This window comes from Pseudomonas brassicacearum, assembly GCF_003732265.1.
Lineage (GTDB): Bacteria > Pseudomonadota > Gammaproteobacteria > Pseudomonadales > Pseudomonadaceae > Aquipseudomonas > Aquipseudomonas brassicacearum_D.
Map to the genome: position 1 here is coordinate 1 of NZ_MOBK01000186.1, position 419 is coordinate 419.

General features: G+C 62.8%; 1 protein-coding gene and 1 pseudogene. Both read right to left on the reverse strand.

Translation table 11 applies throughout. From position 1 onward, the window contains the following. The coding region (locus tag BK660_RS30735; protein ID WP_123436422.1) for a DUF4123 domain-containing protein at positions 1 to 181 on the reverse strand (181 nt) is incomplete at its 3' end. After that, positions 178 to 419, reverse strand: a pseudogene (locus BK660_RS30740) (type VI secretion protein); the annotation flags it as partial. The pseudogene BK660_RS30740 and the gene BK660_RS30735, both read right to left, overlap by 4 nt.

Genomic DNA, 419 nt, shown 5'->3' on the forward strand with positions numbered 1-419 from the left:
AATCGCGCAAATCGATCAGCACCGGGCCGTGCTCGCTGACCGGTTCGAACTCAGTGCCATCGAACAGATTGAAGCACTGCACGTCGGCAAACGCCCGGCGCAAGATCAGCAAGGCCTGCGGTGCATCCGGGCCATCGAGCAACAGCCACTGCGCCATGGACTCGAGTATCGCGCCACTCATGTTGCGCCGCTCTGTTCAAGCGCGGTGACCAGTCGACAACTGCACACCGACTGGGAGCAATGGTTGAAACTGCCGCCGCCAGGGATCAGGCACAACAGCAGCAAAGGCTCACCCGACATCAGCCGTTGCTGCAGGCCGTCACTGACCAGGCTGTCGGGCAGTGGCAACGCCGGGACCTCGTTGCAGTCGCTGTCGGCGGCGATGGGCGGCTGCAGCACACCGCTGATCATCGGTTGAT